This window comes from Microbulbifer marinus (assembly GCF_900107725.1).
GTDB lineage: Bacteria > Pseudomonadota > Gammaproteobacteria > Pseudomonadales > Cellvibrionaceae > Microbulbifer > Microbulbifer marinus.
The window spans coordinates 1,156,160-1,175,197 of record NZ_FNQO01000001.1 but is presented as its reverse complement, the minus strand read 5'-3'; the positions used below and the strand labels follow the sequence as shown (position 1 = coordinate 1,175,197).

The 19,038-nt window shown below is 61.2% G+C and carries 19 protein-coding genes; 6 read left to right on the top strand and 13 right to left on the bottom strand.

Annotation, left to right across the window (positions count from 1 at the left end; genetic code table 11):
• Window positions 1-40: 40 nt before the first annotated feature.
• The 10 genes from BLW36_RS05120 to BLW36_RS05075 form a co-directional block, all read right to left on the bottom strand.
• On the bottom strand, window positions 41-712 hold the full coding sequence (locus BLW36_RS05120) for a TetR/AcrR family transcriptional regulator (protein WP_091385794.1): 672 nt from the start codon (window positions 710-712) through the stop codon (window positions 41-43).
• An 807-nt stretch (window positions 713-1,519) separates the two neighbouring features.
• A complete protein-coding gene (locus tag BLW36_RS05115) occupies window positions 1,520-2,584 on the bottom strand; it encodes an OmpA family protein (RefSeq protein WP_091385791.1) in 1,065 nt (354 codons plus the stop codon).
• Between the two features lie 224 nt (window positions 2,585-2,808).
• Window positions 2,809-5,409: a S8 family serine peptidase gene (locus BLW36_RS05110; protein ID WP_091385789.1), complete on the bottom strand. Its 2,601-nt coding sequence runs from the start codon at window positions 5,407-5,409 to the stop codon at window positions 2,809-2,811.
• A gap of 127 nt (window positions 5,410-5,536) precedes the next feature.
• The gene (locus tag BLW36_RS05105; protein WP_244506136.1) at window positions 5,537-6,331 is read right to left on the bottom strand and encodes a TrmH family RNA methyltransferase; all 795 of its coding nucleotides are present in this window, start codon (window positions 6,329-6,331) and stop codon (window positions 5,537-5,539) included.
• Window positions 6,328-7,197 (bottom strand): Rossmann-like and DUF2520 domain-containing protein, encoded by an 870-nt coding sequence (locus BLW36_RS05100; protein ID WP_091385785.1) that lies wholly within the window; start codon window positions 7,195-7,197, stop codon window positions 6,328-6,330. The genes BLW36_RS05105 and BLW36_RS05100 overlap by 4 nt, the downstream gene beginning before the upstream one ends.
• Entirely contained in the window at window positions 7,197-7,955 is a 759-nt protein-coding gene (locus BLW36_RS05095) for a pyridoxine 5'-phosphate synthase (RefSeq protein WP_091385783.1), read from the bottom strand. The genes BLW36_RS05100 and BLW36_RS05095 overlap by 1 nt, the downstream gene beginning before the upstream one ends.
• 3 nt (window positions 7,956-7,958) lie before the next feature.
• On the bottom strand, window positions 7,959-8,543 hold the full coding sequence (locus BLW36_RS05090; RefSeq protein ID WP_091385781.1) for a peptidylprolyl isomerase: 585 nt from the start codon (window positions 8,541-8,543) through the stop codon (window positions 7,959-7,961).
• Window positions 8,544-8,726: 183 nt separating this feature from the next.
• On the bottom strand, window positions 8,727-9,407 hold the full coding sequence (locus tag BLW36_RS05085) for a TIGR04211 family SH3 domain-containing protein (RefSeq protein ID WP_091385778.1): 681 nt from the start codon (window positions 9,405-9,407) through the stop codon (window positions 8,727-8,729).
• A 41-nt stretch (window positions 9,408-9,448) separates the two neighbouring features.
• Window positions 9,449-9,748 (bottom strand): YciI family protein, encoded by a 300-nt coding sequence (locus BLW36_RS05080; protein ID WP_091385776.1) that lies wholly within the window; start codon window positions 9,746-9,748, stop codon window positions 9,449-9,451.
• 40 nt (window positions 9,749-9,788) lie between these two features.
• Window positions 9,789-10,511 carry a VC0807 family protein gene (locus tag BLW36_RS05075; RefSeq protein ID WP_091385774.1) on the bottom strand — a complete coding sequence of 241 codons (723 nt, stop codon included), beginning with the start codon at window positions 10,509-10,511 and terminating at the stop codon, window positions 9,789-9,791.
• Window positions 10,512-10,767: 256 nt separating this feature from the next.
• Between BLW36_RS05075 and BLW36_RS05070 the strand changes: the two genes are divergently transcribed.
• From BLW36_RS05070 to rluB, 5 genes are all read left to right on the top strand, one after another.
• The gene (locus BLW36_RS05070; protein WP_091386969.1) at window positions 10,768-11,667 is read left to right on the top strand and encodes a PHP domain-containing protein; all 900 of its coding nucleotides are present in this window, start codon (window positions 10,768-10,770) and stop codon (window positions 11,665-11,667) included.
• 35 nt (window positions 11,668-11,702) lie between these two features.
• Window positions 11,703-12,326, top strand: coding sequence for an L-threonylcarbamoyladenylate synthase (locus BLW36_RS05065; RefSeq protein WP_091385772.1), 624 nt, complete (start codon window positions 11,703-11,705; stop codon window positions 12,324-12,326).
• A gap of 112 nt (window positions 12,327-12,438) precedes the next feature.
• Window positions 12,439-13,368, top strand: coding sequence for a segregation and condensation protein A (locus tag BLW36_RS05060; protein WP_425286751.1), 930 nt, complete (start codon window positions 12,439-12,441; stop codon window positions 13,366-13,368).
• A 71-nt stretch (window positions 13,369-13,439) separates the two neighbouring features.
• Window positions 13,440-14,603, top strand: a complete 1,164-nt coding sequence (gene scpB, locus BLW36_RS05055) for an SMC-Scp complex subunit ScpB (protein ID WP_091385770.1) — start codon at window positions 13,440-13,442, stop codon at window positions 14,601-14,603.
• On the top strand, window positions 14,600-15,457 hold the full coding sequence (gene rluB / locus BLW36_RS05050; RefSeq protein WP_091385768.1) for a 23S rRNA pseudouridine(2605) synthase RluB: 858 nt from the start codon (window positions 14,600-14,602) through the stop codon (window positions 15,455-15,457). Before scpB ends, rluB begins: the two co-directional genes overlap by 4 nt.
• Before the next feature lie 66 nt (window positions 15,458-15,523).
• Here rluB and BLW36_RS05045 read toward each other — a convergent pair whose 3' ends face one another.
• From BLW36_RS05045 to BLW36_RS05035, 3 genes are all read right to left on the bottom strand, one after another.
• Window positions 15,524-16,207: an SRPBCC family protein gene (locus BLW36_RS05045; protein WP_091385766.1), complete on the bottom strand. Its 684-nt coding sequence runs from the start codon at window positions 16,205-16,207 to the stop codon at window positions 15,524-15,526.
• A 95-nt stretch (window positions 16,208-16,302) separates the two neighbouring features.
• A complete protein-coding gene (locus tag BLW36_RS05040; protein WP_091385763.1) occupies window positions 16,303-17,676 on the bottom strand; it encodes an ATP-binding protein in 1,374 nt (457 codons plus the stop codon).
• Window positions 17,677-17,682: 6 nt separating this feature from the next.
• Entirely contained in the window at window positions 17,683-18,390 is a 708-nt protein-coding gene (locus tag BLW36_RS05035) for a response regulator transcription factor (RefSeq protein WP_091385761.1), read from the bottom strand.
• A gap of 168 nt (window positions 18,391-18,558) precedes the next feature.
• Here BLW36_RS05035 and BLW36_RS05030 point away from each other — a divergent pair, with 168 nt between their 5' ends.
• Complete coding sequence (locus BLW36_RS05030; RefSeq protein ID WP_091385758.1) at window positions 18,559-19,035, top strand: Spy/CpxP family protein refolding chaperone; 477 nt, start codon at window positions 18,559-18,561, stop codon at window positions 19,033-19,035.
• Window positions 19,036-19,038: the final 3 nt, after the last annotated feature.

The window sequence follows — 19,038 nt, the reverse complement described above, 5'->3', positions numbered from 1 at the left end:
ACGCGTCTTTGCTTCCGGGCACTTCCCGGCTATTACCCGCTCAGTCAACAACCACCGATGGCGTGATACTGCGGAGTAACTGTGTTGTTAGGCCGTCAACGATCTCAGCTTCGCTAAGTTGTCCATCGGGGCGAAACCACGTGGCCGGTGCCATGGCTGCGCCTATCAGAGTAAATGCAGTCAGTTTGGGATCGGCTTTCACGAAGGCACCTTCAGCCATTCCTTCCTCGAGTAGCGAAATCAAAAGTTGCTCATAGCGGCGTTCAACCGCGCGTACCTGGTCCGCATACTCCTGATCCAATCCAAACCGCAGGGAGGTCAGAATGACGTGCCGCGCAAGCTCATCAAAGTTCATGGCGATCAGGTCATTCAGGGCCTGCCTCATTCGCTCCAGGGCGGGCAGAGGCTTGTTCACAATCTCCTCCAAGCGATCAGCAGCCCTGCCGGATGCCGCCCTCCGAGTTTCCATGATCAGCTCTTGCTTGCTCCGGAACTGGTAGTAGAGGACTCCCTTGCTGACCCCGAATTCCTTGGCAATCTCATTCATCGTCGCGGCTTCGTAACCCTGGCGCGCGAACACCCTGGCGGCGGCGATCAGGGCCCTTTGGCGCTGCGCTTCTCGCTGGCTCGGATCGCGCACCACTGCGCCACGCAGGCCAATCTCTACGGCTTCGCTGTCAGTTTTTCCGGTGCGTTGTGACTGTTTGCTCACGTCAAAGTCCTTTCTGTTCTCGGGAAACCGGAGACCTGAAAGTGGTCATTCCTCACATCCGGCTTCCTGGCCACCTATGGTCTCAGAAGATTATACGTATGAGTATATACTCACGGGTATAATTTCACAGGCGCAATATGCTCAAATCCCGCAATCTCAACCCGCCCGGCTCCAATACCAACCCGGAATCCACCTGCGCGTTGACGTAACTATCGCTCTTGCCGGTTTATACAGGACTGTTTTCGGTAATTGAGTCAGGATTTCCGGTGATCGGACAACCACCGGAGGAGCGGGATGTTGCCTTTCGGCTATACGAAGTGCTGGACCCGGAGAGCTAATTGCAAAACTCGCGTTATCGCTGGCTTTCGCGGCTCGCTGATAATCAAGTGGGAGTAACCGCTAACCGGCACCGGGTGAGGGGATCTCGCCTTCACCCGTCATGCACACTTTACCGCCTTTCCGTGCTCCTCTTTCCACAGCCAAATATCATCCGAAGACACGCGGCAGTTAGCGGTATTTGTTGTCAATGTCAATTTATTAGGTGCCGTAACTTATTGATTTTTAAACGGTTCTGTCCTTGGTTAAATTTTCTTCACAAAAAGGTGACAGCGGTACCATGGGCGCTGGCGGCGATTGCCTGTGCTTTGTTCACAGAGATATCCACAGATTCTGTGGACGGGGGTAGACCAAGAATTGCACCTTGTCCAATCGGCCCCCGATTTTTTGCCTTGGGGCAGTGCGGGGCGGGCATCAAAGAAAAGACCCGGCGGATGCCGGGTCTTTTCTTCAGCGAGAGCGTCTCTCTAATTAACGGAAGCGCATCTCCACACGCCGGTTCTGTGCGCGCCCGCTCGGAGTGTCATTGGGCGCGACCGGTTGCTGCTCACCGTAGCCGTTAGCTGACAGTCGCGCAGCATCGATGCCGTTGTTGATCATAAAGGCGCGCACTGAGTTGGCCCTGTCCTGCGACAGTTTCAGGTTGTAGTTGGCATTGCCCTGGCTGTCGGTGTGGCCGGCAATTTCGATTTCGTTGCCCGGCTGGCTGCGCAGCGAGCGGACGACCTGGAGCAGTGCGTCCTGTGCTGCGGGTGTCAGCGTCGCCGAGTTGGTTTCGAATTGGATATTTTCCAGCTTGATGACCTGATTGGCGATTACGCAGCCATCGCTGTCGACTTGGGCCCCCGGCAGCGTATCGGGACAGCGGTCGTCGCGGTCGAATACGCCGTCGCCATCGGAGTCCAGCGGCTGGACTTCAACCGGGGCGCGCTCCTCGACCGGCGGTGGTGCGGCGGCGATGGTTGGCGCTGGGGCGGGCGGGCAGCGCAGCGGAATACTGATGCCGAAGGCCAGTTGCCAGTCGTTCATGCCGTTTTCAAAACGGTCGTGCATGTAGCGTATTTCACTGCGCAGGCGGATGCCGCGGCGCGAGATTTCCTGCGTGGTGATACCGGCGGCGACATTGAAAAAGGCATTGGTGGAGTCGTCCTTATCCGGCAGTACGTCGTCGTATACGGCGCCGAGTCCGGCCAGCACGTAGGGCGTGTAGCCGTCTCGATCGCCGAAGTTGTACGCGACATCAAAACCGACACCGTACATGTAGTAGTCGGACTGATCGGTAAACTCGTTCGTATCAAAGAAATCTTCCGTTTCCAATATGGCGCCGAACACCTGCACTTCGGAATACCAGGGGCCCTGCCAGCCCCAGCCGTAGGCGGCGCGCATGCCGCCGGCCTGGCGTTCGGTGTTGCGGTCCTTGTCGACGCGGCTGATATAGGGCGTTAAGTCTAAATATCCATCTTCCGGCCCGGCCGCACTGGCCGGCAACATGGTGATGAGCCCCACCGGCATCAGGAGAAAAGGAATTAGGCGCATGAGAGATAGATCCTTGTTCTGTGTTATTAGCTCAGCTGGTCTTAGCGGGTAGTTATTCTCAAAATCCGTTTTTGGGCGGGTATTTTGTTCCGCAAAGAGATATGTAGCTCATGGCGCAGATGTTTCAACAAATCTGTCGCGAAAATGGTCTATTTGGAGGAAGTAAGAGACAGACGCTGACTTTACGCTCGGCCAGCGGGTTGTTATTGCCTGGTTGCCGGTAGCTAGGGGAGTGCTCTCAAACGAATCGGGTCCGGCGCCAGCACCTGCACGGGGCCGAGCTGTTGGCCGCCACTGTCGATATCATCGTCGTAATCGACGACAAAATCCTGGCCGCTGAGGCTCGTGCGGAGCGCAATCGGGTTGGCGAAATCCCTACCGGGGAACATCGCGCACGCCTCACCCCGACCGCAGATAAAACCGTCGCCGTCGATATCAGAGCCGGCGGCGATCAGGTATTCGCCGGCGGGCACATTGGTAAAATGAAAACTGTAGCTACCCTCACTGGCGGCTTTAGCCTGTTGGGCGACGATTTGCAGCTCCGCTGAGCCATCGCCGTCCCCGTCTGCACCTTCTTTCAGCAGCAGGATATAGAGGTAGCCTGCGTCGCCCGCGTTATCTGACCCGCCCACTTTCATGTTTGCGCGCAGCGCAAAGTCGCTGGAGCCCTCTACGGGAAAGCGGATATCGGTTGAATAGGCGCCGTCGGCCAGTTCCGCGCGGCTGACGCTGATACGGTAGCGGCCAAAGCCGTTGGTGTCGGTCTGTACGGCCTCCACAGCCTTGATCCATTTTGCCGCAGAGGCGGCATCGCCCGTAATGCGCGCACCGTCGGCGCCAATATTTTTTATATCCACCTCGAGTGTGGCGTGTGTGCTGCCAAAATTCAGGCTGTGGGGCTCCGCGGCCAGTACCGGCACCGTTACCGGGCCCGAAGCCGCCTCGACGGCCTTGAAGGCATCGATCAGACCCATGCCGAAAAACTTGTCTCTGCCAGCATCGCCGATATCCCGGGTCAGCTTTCCCTGGCTCAGCAGTGCATCAACGTCGTCCGGGGATAGCTGTCTATTGACGGCTTTCATCAGTGCCAACACAGCCGCCACATGGGGGCTCGCCATTGAAGTGCCCTGCAGGACGCTGTAGGCGGGTGCCAGGCCGGAACCCTCGTTGACGTGGGTGCTGATAACACCATCGCCGTAGCCGTCGCCATTGGCGTCTACGCCCATATTGCCGCCCGGTGCCGCGAGGTCCACCCAGCTGCCGAAATTGGAATAGGGGGCCTTGTTGCGGTTGTAGTCGGTCGCGCTCACGGCGATCACGCCGTTCATTGCCGCGGGGTAGAATTGGGTTTCGCTGTTGTCGTTGCCAGCCGCTGCAACCACTATCACGCCGGCGGCGCGCGCATCATCGATAGCCGTTTGCAGGGTTTGTGAGCGTCCGGCGCCACCGAAGCTCATGTTGATAATATCCGCGCGCCGGGCCGGCACGGTGCCGGAGTCGTTGGCGAGACCGGCTGCGTAGCGAACCGCCTGGGCAACATCCGCGCTGTTGCCGCCGGAGGTGCCGATGACGCGCAAAGGCATTATTCGCGTCTTCCAGCCGGCGCCACTGACACCGGTGCCGTTGTCGGTGGCGGCGCCCACGGTACCGCTCACGTGGGTGCCGTGCCAGGAGCTGCGATTCTGCAGTGTCTTGTCGCCGGGATCTTCCGGGTTGCTGTCGATGCCGTCGCCATCGACGGCGTATGTCGCGTCGCTGATGAAGTCGTATCCATCAACGAGTTTGTCTCGGATGTCGGGGTGATCGCTGAAAACACCCGTGTCCAGCACGGCGACGATGACATCGGCGCTGCCGGTAGTGATGTCCCAGGCCTGCGGTAGCCGAACCTGGCGGTAATGCCACTGCAAATGATTGTGCTGGTCGTTCGGGATTAATGTGCTGCGATATAGGTAATTCGGCTCCACCCACTCTACCAGGCCAGCCGATTGCAGCTTCTTTACCGCTGCCAGGGTGTGCAGTTTATGGCGCAGCGCCCCGCTGGCCCTGAGGTGCAGGAACTCCATATCGGCGACAATCGGCGCAAGGTCTGCGCGCGTGAGCCGGTAGGCGGAGACCCTGTTGGCAACTGCTGCGCGGACTGGCTCCAGCCCTGCCGCCTGCAGCCAATGCGCCGGTGGTGCCGATTTCCATTTGATCAGCAATTCCCCCGGGACAAATTCCTGGCTTACCGAAGGGCTCGCGGCAGTATTGTTGCCGGCGTCCAGTTTCAGCGTGTAATTGCTGATTCCGGCCTGGGCGACTACGCGCAGCAGGTAATCGCCTGTGGACGGAATGGAGATCGATTCGGAGGCGCTGGCGCCGGTACTGGAGGCGACGGGATTACTGGCGTCGTCCGCGCTGTAGAGATAGAGATCGAGGTCGACCGCTGCAGGACTCTGCTGCTTGAACTGATGCACGTGCAGATTGATGCTCTGGCCCGCAGAGGCGGAAACTCGGTACCAGTCCTCCCTATCGGCGCCGTTGGCGAAGCGCTGGCCCGCTTTGCCCGAGCCCTCGGCGCTGACAAAGCCCCCCGCAATGCTCGGGTTGCCCAGCGGCTGGGCGGATTCGGCGTCATTATTGCCGGATGACGGAGCCCCGCCGTCGTTGGTGTCGGCATCGACAGCCGTAAATTCGGCCGCCGTCACCGTGCCGGTAATACTGAATCCGGTGGGTGTGGCTTCGCTTTCGCTGGATCGGCTGTCGCCCGAGCTGCCTTTCCCCTGACTGCAACTGATGACGGCGCATAGCGCCGCAGATACCAGTATGCGGGTCCAAAACTTCATGACTGCGCCCGCGATAAATCCGTTTACTGCTGAAAATCTACCGTGCTGGGTATCAAATTCAGTCTAGACGAGCGACAGCCCGCGGCGCGAGCAAAGGATTTTGGCGTCGGTAGCGGAGGGTGCGGAATTAGCTTTGATGTCGGAAACTGATCAGTGCAGCGGTGACGGCGACATTCAGGCTTTCGACATTATTGTGCATCGGAATGCGCAGTTTGTGTGTGCACTGCCGGGCGACTTCCTCGCTGACACCCCGGGTTTCGTTGCCCAACACGAAAATGCTCGGTGCGTCGCCGTCCAGGCTCGACAGCGTCTGCTGTGCGTGGGACGAAAGGCCGCAGATGCGTACTCCCTGTTTCTTGAACTCGGCCAACGCCGGGGCGAGTGTTTCACAGCGCAGTAAGCGCATCTTGAACAGGGTGCCGGTGCTGGCCTTGATGACCAGGGGATCTATCTGGGCGCAGCCCTTGCGTGGCAGGATAATGCCATCCATGCCGCCGGCGCAGGCCGAGCGGATGATCATGCCGAGGTTCTGTGGATTGGTAATGCCGTCGAGCGCGAGCAGCTCGTAATTCTTTTTCTTGTCGCGCGCACTTTCCCGCTGCAGAAATGATTCCGTGGTGCCGTAATGGGGCAGGGCCAGATCCAGCGCCACGCCCTGATCCTGGCGCGCGTTCTTGGAAATCCGCGAAAGACCCTTGCGATCCCAGTGGGCGATTTCTATCTGGCGCTCGGTGGCCAGTTGCTCGATGCGCGCGATCAGCTGATCACGGCGATTGCTGTCGGCGAGGTGCAGCTTGTGTACCGGTAGCGACAGGTCCTCCAACGCCTCCAGCACCGGCTTGCGCCCATAGATGGTCAGCAAACTATCGAAGAAGGCGCGTTTCTGCAGATATTCTTTTGAATCTTGGGGGGAATCTTTCACCGGGTTGGCTCGCTCAACAGTTCGGTCAATCGGACGGCGGCCTCCTCGGGCAGGGCGCCGCGCCGGGCCAACTCTACACAGGCGAGACCCAGTTGGCGATAGCATTGGGCTAGTTGCGGATCGGTTTTCTGCAGCGCATCCAGTTGTGCACTTACCGTCTCGACATCGCCGCGCGCGATGGGGCCGGTGAGGGACTTTTCCGGGCCCAGCCGCATATTGTTTTCCGCCGTCTGCAGCACTATCGGCTTCAGCAGCTGCAGTGCCTGCTGCTGGTCGATTCCGGCCGCGGCAAAGGTACGCAGGCTCAGGTCCATCAGCGCGGTGAGGTAATTGCACGCGAATACCGAGCCGGCGTGATAGAGAGATTTGTGCTCGGGGGCAATGGTCAGGGTTTCGCAGCCGAGCGCCGAGAAAGCGCCACGCAGCAACTCCACCGCGGGTTGGTCCCCCTCCAGCGCGACACTACTGCCGGCCAGTGTCTGCAGGGATGCTCGCGGATCGGCAAAGCTGTGCACCGGGTGGGCGCTGGCGATCGCGGCCGGCTTGCAGGCTGCCAGGGTTTCCGAGGCGAGGGCACCGCTGCAGTGGAAAACAATGGTGTCCGCCTGACCTGCGAATCGCGAGGCAAGCTTCGCGGCGATATCTGCAATTTGACCGTCGCCGCTGGCAATCAACCAGCAGTCTGCGTCGGCCATGGCCTCGATGGAGTCGCAGGCCGCGCCGGCACCGATAAACTGCGCGGCGGCGCGGGCGCTCTGCGCAGTCCGGTTGCACAGCGACTGCACCTGAAAAATACCCTGCTGTTGCCACAGGTGGCCGAGGGTTTTTCCGAGCTTGCCGGCGCCGATGATATTGAGGGTCGGCATCAGTTGCCGGACAGGCAGTTGAGGTAGGCGTTGACCGCGTTATCCAGGCCCATGTTGAGCGCGTCGACGGTCAGCGCGTGACCGATGGACACTTCCTGCAGGCCCGGCAGGGTGCGGTAGCGGGGCAGGTTGATCAGATTCAGATCGTGGCCCGCGTTGACGCCCAGGCCGAGCTGGCGCGCGTGCTCTGCCGCCGCGCAGTGCGCAGCAAAGATGGACTCCAATTCGGCGCTCTGCCGGGCTACAGCTTCGGCATAGGGACCGGTATAGAGTTCGATGCGGTCTGCACCTACCTCGCTGGCGAGGCCGATCTGCTCTAGGTCCGGGTCCATAAACAGGCTGACACGGATGCCGGCATCCTTGAGCTTGGCGATTAACGGCTCCAGGCGGGCGCCATCGCGCTTGAGATCGAAGCCGTGGTCCGAGGTCAGCTGGTCGTTGCTGTCCGGCACCAGGGTGCACTGCTCTGGCTGCGTCTCCAGCACCAGTGACATCAGGCCAGGATAGTCGTTCAGCGCTTCGGCGAAGGGGTTGCCCTCCACATTGAACTCGATGCCGGCATGGCCACTGCACAACTCGGCGAGAGCGCGCACGTCGCCGGGGCGGATATGGCGCTGGTCGGGACGCGGATGCACCGTCAGCCCCTGGGCGCCGGCATCGAGGCAGATACGGCCGTGGGCGACAACATCCGGAAAGTTACCCTCGCGCGAGTTGCGAATCAGGGCAATTTTATTGAGGTTAACACTGAGCGCTATCACCGCTTAATCTCCCTGGCTCTTGCTGGCGACGGCACTGCCGTCGATACGCTTTGCATTGAGGATGCGCACCGGCACGTTCGGCGCCTGCGGGAAGGTGCGGTAAAGGCCGCGGGGCTCCTCAACGATCTTCTCCACTACGTCCATACCTTCGATCACCTGGCCGAAAACCGTATAGCCCGGTTTGTCTTCCGCGGCATCCAGATGATCGTTGTGCTTTAGGTTGATGAAGAACTGCGAGGTGGCACTGTCAGGGTCTTCCTTGCGCGCCATGGCCAGCGTGCCACGCAGATTCTTGAGGCCATTGGAGGATTCGTTGACCACCGGCTCACGGGTTTCCTTCAGTTGGAAATCGAAGGTGTGTCCACCGGTCTGCACCATGAAATCGGGAATAACCCGGTGAAAGATGACCCCGTTATAAAAACCGCTGTCCAGGTAGGCGAGAAAGTTCTCCACCGTGGCCGGTGCTTTGTCGTCGAACAGCTCTACCTGGATAGTGCCCAGGTCAGTCTTCAATTCTACCCGTGGGTTGTCCGCCAGGGCGGGCAGGGCGAGCAGACCGCTCAGAAGTACCGCAAATAACTTACGCATCGTCCTTGTCTCATTTACTCGGTTAGCCGAGAGGTTTGGAATCTGCGGAAACGGCTGCGAGATTCCCGCCGCCCGGGTGCCGTGGCGGCGCTGTGGCCACATCCCTGTAGGGCTGCGGCGGCCGTCCCGGGCCGCCTGTGAATCCGCCGCCCGTTTCCGGCGGCAGAAGTTTGCCTGCTGTGGTTAATTCGCCCACTCAGAACGGCGCCGGCGGGGGCGCAGATGCGGGGCGATCATGGCGAGGATAGCACCGAGGCCAACAGACAGCGCGCCGTACATGTACCACTTCTGTGTGTCGCTGCCGGACAGGCGCTGAATTTCCGCCTCCGCCATCATCTGCTCCTGCTTCAGCAGCTCGTGTTGATGCAGCAGTTTCTGGTGACGCTGATTGAGGGCCACGGCGTCCGCGGAGAGGGATTTCAGCTCCTTGAGTTCCCGCGCCAGCTGCTGGGCCTTTTCCTGCTCTGCGGTCAGCGCGGTGTTCAGTTTCAGGTTTTCCGCTTCCAGGCGGCGCACTTCGCCGCCGAGATCCATCTCTTCAAAGCGCGCGAGGTCGGCCTCGGCCTTCTTTAACTTAATTTCCGCCACCGGCTCGGCAACCAGGTACTGGCGGCGCACCCAGCCCTCTTCGCCGGCGGGCGTGCGCACGCGTGCCCAGCCGTCTGCCGGGGCATCTTCGAGCAGCGCGAGTTTTGTGCCGCTGGGTAGCCCGCGGTGCAGGATGCGGAATTCGTTGCCCTTGCCGGAGCGCATGGGTACGTGCAGTTCGTCGGTGATGTAGCGAGTGTCGGCACCCAGGGCGCTGACGGGGGCGCTGATGGCGAGCAGCGCTGCGGCACTAAGACCGGTCAGTTGTTTCATCATTGTGATACAGCTTTTTTTATCTGTTGAAAGTGTCGTCAAAATCAGGGAAGCACGAGCTTGAACGGCTTCACGGCTACGGAGGCGTAGACACCGGCATCCACGTAGGGATCCGCGTCCGCCCAGGCTTTGGCCTCGTCCAGCGAAGAAAATTCCGCAACCACCAGGCTGCCGGTAAATCCGGCCTCACCGGGATCCTCGCTGTCGATGGCCGGATGCGGGCCCGCTATTAATAGCCGCCCCTCGTCTTTGAGTCGATTCAGTCGGGCCAGATGATCGGCGCGCGCGCCCTTGCGCAGGGGCAGGCTGTCTTTTACATCCTCACTGATGATTGCGTACCACATGTCTAGTTATGCTCTTATCGGTATGTATCGGAAACTTTCGCTACTGCTGGACCATGATCTCTTCGAGTTTCAGGCCGGTCAGCTTGCCGATCCGGCGGAACAGGAAGAAGAGCACCAGCATCAGAATAATGGTTGCCGGCAGGGCAATAACCGGGAAGCTCAGGGCGGTCATTTTGCCGAGCTCCTCGTTGAATGCCTCGGTGCCTGGCGGGCTTTGCAGCAGCACCTTGGCCAGGATGTAATTCAGTGCCGACGACAGGAAGAAGGAACCGGCAATCATCCAGGACGCCTGCTGCAGGGTGCGCTCGAACGCGCTCTCATTGCCGTTGCCGGCGAGGACGCCGGCAATCTTGCTGGTATCGAGAATTCGGTCGTTGTAGATCAGTGTCTTCACCAGCGGCCAGCGCGTGTAGAGGGAGAGCACGGTCGCGATGCCGAGCAGGCCGGGAATGGCGGCCTCCTTGATGGCGATATATTTTGCGTCCAGTTCCAGCAGGCTGATACCGCCGGTCAGCAGAATACTGGTGATGCCGAGGGCGGAAAAGAAATTGACCTTGCCCGACTGTAACAGGTCGCGCAGGCCGTAGAGCAGCGGGAACGCCAGCGCCACGACAATCGCCCACTTGGTGCCCAGCCAGTCGTCGCCGGACAGCTTGGTCAGGATCAGTGTGGGAATGACGATATTGAGCAGCAGATTGGCGAGAAGCCCCTCTTTCTTAGGCTGCTGTTCGGTCACTGAGGTGGTCGGGTTGGTTTCGGTCATGCCTGGTTCCGGTGATAATGCCCGCTGGAAGCGTTTTCGAGGGCCGGGTCTGTAATGGCCCTACTATTCAAAATAGCTTCCTGGCTGACGGTGCCGCTGTCAGCGGTAACTCTGGTTCCCCTGGGCCTGCGCAGGCAAGCCTTTGGTTGGGGCCTTATCCCTGAATCCGCCGGGCGCCCCTGTGACAGCGGCTACCGGCAAATGTTCAAAACCGGGTGTCACTACCCGATCGAGTGTGAATCTGAGCGAGAGCCTGATGTTAACAGCCCTGTCAGTAGACGCGGATACCGATTTGGTGGATCTGCACTGCCACAGCACCGCGTCAGACGGTATTTTAAGCCCTGCACAGCTGGTGTCGAGGGCGAAATCCCACGGCGTGACCCTGTTGGCGTTGACCGACCACGATACCCTGTCTGGAGTCGCCGAGGCACGGCAAACCGGTGACCAGCTGGGCATTTCCGTATTGCCGGGGATCGAGTTGTCCAGTCGCTGGGGCAAGCGACCGGTGCATATCGTCGGCCTCAATGTTGACCCGTCGTCCACGGAGTTGCGTGCGGCCATTGCGCTGCGCGATCGACTGCGGCGGGAGCGCGCGGAACAGATCGCCGAACGGCTGCAGAGGCGCGGCTTTGCCGGCGCGCTGCAGGGCGCCCGCAAGTGGGCTGGCGGCGGCGTCATCGGGCGCCCGCATTTTGCCCGCTGGCTGGTCGAAGAGGGTCATGTCGAGGACGCTGCGCGCGCCTTCAAGCGCTATCTCGGCGCGGGCAAGGTGGGCGACGTCAAAGTCGACTGGCCACAGATTGCGGAAACCGTGGCCACTATCCGCGCGGCCGGCGGCAGCGCGGTGCTCGCGCACCCGCTGAAGTACGGCCTGACGCGGACCCAGCTGTCCCGCCTGCTGCGCGAATTTCTCGAGGCCGGTGGACAGGCGGTCGAGCTGCTGTGCGGTCGCCAGAACCCGGTGCAGACCCGCGAGTTGCGCCAGCTGATCGAGGCCGTAGCGGCCGAGACCGGCCTGCCGGCGCCCTATTGCTCGGTCGGCAGTGACTTCCACCAGCCGGAACAGCCCTGGCGCGAGCTGGGCTGCGTGCGCCTGCCCGCGGGCGTCGAGCCGGTGTGGAATCTGTGGCAAACTAGCGCGGACAATTCGGGCTAGAGGCCTGTAGGAAAATGATGCAAGGGGGAGCATTTGTGGCGCAGTTTTTCCAGATTCATCCGGACAACCCGCAAGGGCGTCTGATCAGTCAGGCGGCGGAGATCGTCGCCGCCGGTGGCGTTATCGTCTTTCCCACGGATTCCGCCTATGCGATTGGCTGTCGCCTGGGGGAGAAGCTGGCGGTGGAGCGGATTCGCGCGCTGCGCCAGCTGGACAAGCAGCACAACTTTACGCTGCTGTGCCGCGACCTGTCGGAACTGGCCAGTTACGCCAAGGTGGACAACCAGATGTTCCGCCTACTGAAGAACCATACCCCGGGCCCGTACACCTTTATCATGCCGGCGACGGCGGAGGTGCCGCGACGCCTGATGCACCCCAAACGCAAGACCATCGGGCTGCGTGTTCCCGACAATCCGATCGCACTGGCGCTGATCGAAGCAGTGGGCGAGCCGCTGATGAGCTGCAGCCTGATCATGCCCGGCGAAGACCAGCCGCTGACCGACCCGTACGATATACGCGACACCCTGGAGCATCAGGTCGAGCTGGTGATTGACGGTGGTTTCTGCGGCCTGGAAGCGACAACCGTGGTCGACCTGACCGGCGATGAGCCGGAACTGATCCGCCAGGGCTGCGGGCCCATTGACGAAATTATGGGCTGATGAGTCCGGCACTGATGTATAATCGCGCGTTTGCCCTTCGGGGGCTGGTGAAGAGCGAGGGTAGGGCAGAGTGTCCAGTGAAGAGTTACTAGCCGAGGTGGAAGAGCAGGTGCTGGCTGAAGTAGCCGCCGGCGAAGCCGAAGCTCCCGCCGAGCAAGCGGCTAAAGCACAGGGCAGCCCGTCTCCGCGCCAGGGGGAAATGCCCTTTGCGATGGTGCAGGGCGAGGTCTTCACCGAACTGCCCGCCGATCTTTATATCCCGCCGGATGCGCTGGAAGTGATCCTGGAGGCCTTTGAGGGCCCGCTGGATCTGCTGCTGTATCTGATCCGGCGCCAGAACCTGGATATTCTCGAAATCAACGTCGCGGACATCACGCGCCAGTACATGGCGTATGTGGAGTTGATGTCGTCGATGCGCTTCGAGCTGGCGGCGGAGTACCTGGTCATGGCCGCGATGCTGGCCGAGATCAAGTCGCGCATGCTGCTGCCCCGCCCACCGGAAGCGGAAGAGGAGGAGGGCGAGGATCCGCGTGCCGCACTGATCCGCCGGCTGCAGGAATACGAACGCTTCAAGACCGCCGCCGAGGATATCGACGAGATACCTCGCATGGATCGCGATATCCACCAGGCCAGTGCCCAGGCCCCGGACCGCAGTATTACCCGCCCGGATCCAGAAGTGGACCTGAAAGAGGTGCTGGTGGCCCTGGCCGATGTGCTGCGGCGCGCAGACATGTTCGAGAGTCACCAGGTGGAGCGGGAGAAACTGTCCACCCGCGAGCGCATGACCCAGGTGCTGGACAAGATCCGCCACCGCCAGTTTGTGCCCTTCGTCAGCCTGTTCACGGTAGAGGAGGGGCGCCTCGGCGTGGTGGTCACCTTCCTGGCAGTGATGGAACTGGTGAAGGAATCTCTGGTGGAATTGATTCAGAACGAGGCTTTCGCTCCTATCCACGTGCGCGCTGCTGGCCAGGATCCTGAATCGGCGCAGGCCGAGGATGACGAATATTACGAGCAGAACGAGGCCGAGCCGGCCCTGTCCTGATCGAAGACTTAGAGTAATTTGAGCCCCTGGTCTGCACGGCAGCCCGGGAACAGGTGGATTAGAGTAAAGACATGACAATCGCTCCGGAATTACTGCGCCGTATCGTCGAAGGCGCGCTGCTGGCCTCGGGCCAGCCGCTGTCCGAAGACAAGCTGCTGTCGCTGATCGATGAAGGCGAGCGCCCGGAAAAGGCGGAACTGAAAGCAGTTCTGGAACAGATCGCGGAGAACTGTGCCGAGCGCGGTTTTGAACTCAAGCAGGTGGCCAGCGGCTGGCGCTTTCAGGTGCCCGAGGACCTGGCGCCGTGGGTGAACCGCCTGTGGGAGGAAAAAGCGCAGAAATATTCCCGCGCGACCCTCGAGACCCTGGCAATCATCGCCTATCGTCAGCCGATTACCCGCGGCGATATCGAGGAAATCCGCGGTGTGGCGGTCAGTTCTCATATCGTCAAGACGCTGTCCGAACGCGGCTGGATCAAGGTGGTCGGCCAGCGCGATGTGCCGGGCAAGCCGTCGCTCTACGCGACGACCAAGGAATTCCTCGACTACTTTAATCTGCGCACCCTCGATGACCTGCCGACCCTGGCGGAGATCCGCGATATCGACAGCCTGAATCAGGTGCTGGACCTGGAACAGCAGGGCGGCACAAGCGCGCCGCAAGCGGGCGAAGCGGATGCCGAAGCCCCGGTAGCCGATACCGAAGCCGGCGAACCCGAAGAGGGCGCGGGTGCAGACACTGCAGATACAGAGAGTGTGCCGGCGGACAGCGCCTACGAGGAACTGCCTGCAGGGGAGGACTCGCGGTTGTTGGATGCGGATATCGATGCGGATGTCGAGGGGCAAGCCGCTATCGCCGCGGAGACTGACGAGGTTGCCGAAGCCGATTTCGCCGACTCTGATAGTGAAGCGGCCGCGGATGCCGCGACCACTGAGATAGAGGCCGAGGCCGAAGCAGCAAGCGAGACAGAAGCCCATGTCGAAGTAGAAACCGAAGCCGAAGCCGAGCTAGAAGCAGAAGACGAACAACTGGAAGTCGGCGCAAGCGACGCAGAACAGGAGACTTCTCTCGCCGCCGGACTGCCCCCCAGCAGTCTGTTCGCCAGCGACGACGCGCCCGATAGCGTCGAAGAGACTTCCGCCGCCGAGATGGCGACAAGTGATGAAGACATTTCCGAGGACGCCGACGTGGATGGCGAAACCCGGGAAGAAGCGCAAGTGGAAAAAACCACCCTATGAGTGATGGCATTTCGCCCGCAGGCGAAAAACTGCAGAAAGTACTGGCGCGCGCCGGACTGGGTTCGCGACGTGAAATGGAGCGCGCGATCGAAGCGGGCCGCGTAACGATAAACGGCAAGGTAGCAGAGCTGGGCGAGCGGGTTGCCGGCGACGAGCTGATCGAATTTGACGGCCGCCGCCTGCCGGCAGCGGAAGAGAACCGCTGCCGGGTGATTCTGTACAACAAGCCAGTGGGCGAAATCTGTTCCCGGCACGATCCCGAGGGGCGCCCCACCGTCTATGACAGGCTGCCGCGGCTGCGGTCCGGGCGCTGGATTTCCGTCGGCCGCCTGGACTTCAATACCAGTGGCCTGTTGCTGTTTACCAACAATGGTGAGCTGGCCAACAAGCTGATGCACCCGTCATCGGTGATCGATCGTGAATACCTGGTGCGCATCCAGGGTGACGTCGACGACGAAATGAAGAAACGACTGTTGTCCGGTGTTTTGCTGGATGACGGTGTGGCGCGCTTCACCGATATCGTGGAAAGCGGTGGTGAGGGCAAGAATCGCTGGTTTTACTGCGTGGTGATGGAAGGCCGCAATCGCGAAGTGCGTCGCCTGTGGGAGTCACAGGGCGTGCGCGTCAGCCGACTGAAACGGGTGCGTTACGGCAGTGTATTTATTCCGTCCCACGTGCGCGTCGGCCAGTGGATCGAAATGGAACCGCGGGAGATCGACGATCTCTGTGTGACTGCCGGTCTGCCGAAACTCGGCCAGCGCCCATTGACGCAGGTGGAAAAGCAGACGCTGCAGCGCCAGCGCCGCAAGTTGCGCAAATCGCCGGTACCGGCGCCGCGCCGCGGCAAGTCCTAGCGAAATGGCAATGCAAATAAAAAAAGCCCGCAGCAGCGGGCTTTTTTATTGGGAGTGCTCGTCGGTTTACTGGTTTTCCTCGATAAGCTCTTCGCCTTCCTCTTCGAGGGACTGATCCTCCATCTCCGACTCAATACCCTCCGGTTCCGCGCCCATTTCATCGTCGCTGTCAGAGGGCAAATCGGCGTCGGAGCCGTTGTCGATCTCCTGTGTCGGCTGCGGAGCGGCCGCTTCCGACTCCACCAGGTTTTTCAGCTTGGCCAGTCCCTGCTCGTAGGAATCGCCCACCATATTTTTCACCGCCAGCCCCATCCAGCGGGCGATCGGGCCGCTGCCCATATCCGTGCTGAACCACCAGGTGACATTGGTGCCGCTACCCTGTGGCTGCAGGCGGAATTCCGCGGTGGCATTGCCCTGGCCACCAAAATCCAGGTCGGTGCGTACGAGGGAATAGGGTTCGCTGGCAGTGATCGTCTGGCTGCCATTGCCGACATTGGGGTTGTCGCTGTTCCAGCTCATGACCGCGCCGAGCCCTTCTTCCGGGCCGCTGTATTCGTATTGCGTATTGGGGTCCAGCTGATACCAGGGTGACCAACTGTTGAAGTTGCGGAAATTGTTTACGTAGGGAAACACTGCCTGCGGCGGCTTGGCGATATACACGCTGCGCTCGAGCGTCACCTCCCGGGGAAACAGAAAACCGGCGAGTACGAGCAGTGCCAGGAAGATCAGAATATAGAGTATCCAGCGCATGGCGGGGCCCTTTTGTTATTGATCGGAGGCTAGAACCGCAGCCGTTAACAATGATCAGTGATCGGCAAATAATTATCAATGTCGGCGCCGGGGCGCTAGTCGGCTAGTTCCAGCAGCGGTAGACGTATTTCGACACAGAGCCCCGCCGCGGGCGCATTGCTGGCAGTGATGCCGCCGCCGTGGTGAAGTATGGTACGTTGCGCGATGGCGAGACCCAGGCCGAAGCCACCGCTCTCGCGCGTACGGGCGCTGTCGGTACGGTAAAAGGGGCGAAAAATTGCCTCGAGTTCTTCGTCGGCCACACCGCTGCCGGAATCGATCACGCGAATATGGCACTGTGCCTCCGCAGCACTGATCGCGACGCTCACACTGCCGCCGACCGGGCTGTACTTGATGGCGTTGCGCAAAATATTTTCCAGCGCCGCCGTGAGTGAGCTGCCGCGGGTTGCGACCAAGAGTTCGGTGTCACTGTGGCTAATGGCAACCCGCAGGTCTTTTTCCTGCGTCTCGCTCCTCAGTTCCTCCACCAGTGCGCCGATGAGGCTGTTGATCTCCACTACATCGTCCAGCGGGCGCTGGTCCTTGCCGGCTACCGGCAGGGACAGAACATCGGCGATGATGTCCTCCAGGTAGTCGGCGGCCTTGCCGATCTTGTCCAGCTCCGTATCGAGCCCTCGAACATCTTTTTGCCGCGCTATGCCGAGTGCCACCTGCAGCCGCGCCAGCGGCGAGCGCAACTCGTGGGAAACGTCCTTGATCAGCCGGCGCTGCTCCGCCATGGATTCCTGCAGCTGGGCGGTCATCGAATCGAAGTCCCGCGCGAGATCGGTCAGTTCGTCGCTGCGGCTGTGCAACCCCGGCGCCACCCGGTAGTCCAGTTCGCCGGCGGCGACCCGGCGGGTCGCCGCACGCAACTGATCCAGCGGGCGGCTCAGGTAGCGGGCCAGCCAATAGCAGGCGGCACCGGAGGCGAGCATCGACAGCAGCAGAATCGGCCAGAAATTGCGCCACAGAAAGCGCAGCAGCAACCTTTCCTTGCTCTGGCCGGCGATCAGCGCCACGCGCAGACTGTCGCCGCTGCGCAGCGGCAGGAAAAAGCCCACGGTCGGCTTGTTGTCGGCCATTACATGGGCCTCACGGTTGCGGTAGTTGAGGCTGGCGAACAGCGGCGCCATGCTCTGCGGCAGGCGGCGCCCGAGGAGCTCGCGGCCGTGTTGATCGATGACGAAAACCTGCCGGCGAACCTTTTTTGGCTGGCGTTCTAGCCAGTGCTGGAAGTGTTCCGGGCCGTGGCGGCGGGCGATACGCAGATTGCGTACCACCTCACGAAAGAGTGCCGGTCCCTCCCAGCGCTCCTCGTGTCGCGGATCGCCGAATTCGCCGAAATGGGTGATGTAGATGGCCGCCATCACCATCACCACGGCGGTGATCCAGGCACCAAAAAACATCTTCCAGAAGAGGCTGCGCATTGGCGGTCAGCCGCTCTTGCTCTGGGTCAGCATATAGCCGGCGCCGCGGATATTGATGATCAGGTCGCGGCTGGCGCCCTGTTCGGCGAGCTTCTTGCGAATGTTGCTGACGTGTACATCGATGGAGCGGTCGTAGGGCATCAGCTTGCGCCCGAGGGCCGACTCGGTCAGGACTTCCTTGCTCACCACCTCGCCGGCGTGCTGCACCAGCACCTTGAGTACGGCGAACTCGGCGCCGGTCAGCGACAGCAACTGGTCGTTCCAGTAGCCCTGGTGTTCCGATGGCAGCAGGCGCAGCGGACCACTGGTCAGGCTGTCATCCGCCTCCTCGGTTTCCACGCGCCCGCGACGCAACACGGCGCGCAGGCGGGCGGCGAGTTCCCGCGGGTTGCAGGGTTTCGGCAGGTAGTCGTCGGCGCCCATTTCGAGGCCGACGATGCGGTCGACGGTGTCGCCCTTGGCGGTGAGCATCAACACCGGCAGTGAGCGACTCGCAGGGGAGGCCTCCTCGCGCAGCTTGCGCAACAGCTCGAAGCCGTTGTAAATCGGCAGCATCACATCCAGCACCAGGGCGTCGAAACCCTGGCTCTGGGCCAACTCCAGGCCGCGGCCGCCGTCGTTGGCGACGGTCACCTCGAAGCCCTCGCCGGTGAGGAACTCCTGCAGCAGATCGGTCAGTTCGGTGTCGTCGTCGACCAGTAAGATACGGCTCATAGCGTGCTCTCGAATTGGGTGAAGCCATTATATGCAATGCGCCGGCGCCATTTGCGACCGGCCTGCCGGCTTTTAACCGTTCTTAACAAATGTTTACCGCGATTAGCCCCTGTTAACACGGCGTGATCCTACTATGCAGCTACCGACACCAAACAAGAGGAAGCGTCGATGAAAAACTGGAAAGCAATGGCGGGCGGTCTCGTACTGGCAGGCGCGCTGGCAGTGCCGGGCATGACGATGGCCGCGGGTGGCGAACACGACCCACACCACTTCAGGGGGCCGATGATCGAGCGTATGGCCGAGGAGCTGGACCTGACCGAGGGGCAGAAGGCGCAGCTCAAGGCGAACCGAGAGGCCAACCGTGAAGCCCACAAGGCCCGTCGCGAGGAGATGCGCGCACTGCATGAGCAGCTGCGGGAGGCCATTGATTCCGGCGCCGACCAGGCGACGCTGGACCGCCTCGGTGCGGAGCTCGGCAAGCTGCAGGTGGCCAAAATGCAGGAAATGCACCGGCAACACCAGCAGCTCGAGTCGATTCTGACCGATGAACAGAAGGCCAAGCTGGAGCAGCTGAAGAGTGAGCGCAAAGAGCGCTGGAAGGAACACCGCCAGAAGCGCGCCGAGCGCCGGCAGCAACAGCAGTAGTAA

What these genes read in the sequence shown, in the direction of transcription:
- BLW36_RS05115 (WP_091385791.1), bottom strand. Translation starts at nt 2,584, where the DNA reads ATGCGCCTAATTCCTTTTCTCCTGATGCCGGTGGGGCTCATCACCATG.
- BLW36_RS05110 (WP_091385789.1), bottom strand. Translation starts at nt 5,409, where the DNA reads ATGAAGTTTTGGACCCGCATACTGGTATCTGCGGCGCTATGCGCCGTC.
- BLW36_RS05100 (WP_091385785.1), bottom strand. Translation starts at nt 7,197, where the DNA reads ATGCCGACCCTCAATATCATCGGCGCCGGCAAGCTCGGAAAAACCCTC.
- BLW36_RS05090 (WP_091385781.1), bottom strand. Translation starts at nt 8,543, where the DNA reads ATGCGTAAGTTATTTGCGGTACTTCTGAGCGGTCTGCTCGCCCTGCCC.
- BLW36_RS05085 (WP_091385778.1), bottom strand. Translation starts at nt 9,407, where the DNA reads ATGATGAAACAACTGACCGGTCTTAGTGCCGCAGCGCTGCTCGCCATC.
- BLW36_RS05080 (WP_091385776.1), bottom strand. Translation starts at nt 9,748, where the DNA reads ATGTGGTACGCAATCATCAGTGAGGATGTAAAAGACAGCCTGCCCCTG.
- BLW36_RS05075 (WP_091385774.1), bottom strand. Translation starts at nt 10,511, where the DNA reads ATGACCGAAACCAACCCGACCACCTCAGTGACCGAACAGCAGCCTAAG.
- BLW36_RS05070 (WP_091386969.1), top strand. Translation starts at nt 10,768, where the DNA reads ATGTTAACAGCCCTGTCAGTAGACGCGGATACCGATTTGGTGGATCTG.
- scpB (WP_091385770.1), top strand. Translation starts at nt 13,440, where the DNA reads ATGACAATCGCTCCGGAATTACTGCGCCGTATCGTCGAAGGCGCGCTG.
- rluB (WP_091385768.1), top strand. Translation starts at nt 14,600, where the DNA reads ATGAGTGATGGCATTTCGCCCGCAGGCGAAAAACTGCAGAAAGTACTG.
- BLW36_RS05045 (WP_091385766.1), bottom strand. Translation starts at nt 16,207, where the DNA reads ATGCGCTGGATACTCTATATTCTGATCTTCCTGGCACTGCTCGTACTC.
- BLW36_RS05040 (WP_091385763.1), bottom strand. Translation starts at nt 17,676, where the DNA reads ATGCGCAGCCTCTTCTGGAAGATGTTTTTTGGTGCCTGGATCACCGCC.
- BLW36_RS05035 (WP_091385761.1), bottom strand. Translation starts at nt 18,390, where the DNA reads ATGAGCCGTATCTTACTGGTCGACGACGACACCGAACTGACCGATCTG.
- BLW36_RS05030 (WP_091385758.1), top strand. Translation starts at nt 18,559, where the DNA reads ATGAAAAACTGGAAAGCAATGGCGGGCGGTCTCGTACTGGCAGGCGCG.